Below are 439 nucleotides of genomic sequence, written 5' to 3'. Positions count from 1 at the left end.
GAGGGCCTGTCGGGGCTGGTGCGCAACGAGCTGGGACGCGACCCGCTGACGGGCGAGCTGTACCTCTTCACGAACCGCAGGCGGAAGCGTGTGACATTGTGCGGATCTCCTTCATACGCCTGGGAGGCGAAGTGTCTTCAAGTCTTGCAGGACCTGCGAATTCGCGGGCCTTCGGTCGACGATTTTCTGTACACCTATCCGGACCTGCTCGCTGGACAGGGCATCGGGCGGGATCTCCCATGGCGCCCCTGGGAGAATCTGAGAGGCCGGCAGCAACCCACTTCGAATGAGAGTCTTGACAGAGGCGACACAGACCCCGAGGTGCTCGGCAGCTTGCGTGATGGTCACCGTCGCTCTAGGCCTGAACCAAGCGCTCGAAAAGCACAATAGGCGGGATTTCACCTGAAGGGCCGGTTGTTGAGGGGTTTGCGTCAGGCAA

The 439-nt window shown here is 61.5% G+C and carries 1 protein-coding gene; it reads right to left on the bottom strand.

Going from position 1 to position 439, the window contains the following annotated elements; all coding sequences use genetic code 11:
- Positions 1-111: 111 nt before the first annotated feature.
- Positions 112-348 (bottom strand): helix-turn-helix domain-containing protein, encoded by a 237-nt coding sequence (locus OEB96_RS46540; protein ID WP_407674592.1) that lies wholly within the window; start codon positions 346-348, stop codon positions 112-114.
- Positions 349-439 lie beyond the last annotated feature (91 nt).

It is taken from the genome of Paraliomyxa miuraensis, assembly GCF_026337845.1.
Lineage (GTDB): Bacteria > Myxococcota_A > Polyangia > Nannocystales > Nannocystaceae > Paraliomyxa > Paraliomyxa miuraensis.
Note: the sequence above shows the minus strand (reverse complement) of the source record. Positions and strands in the feature narration are given on the sequence as shown.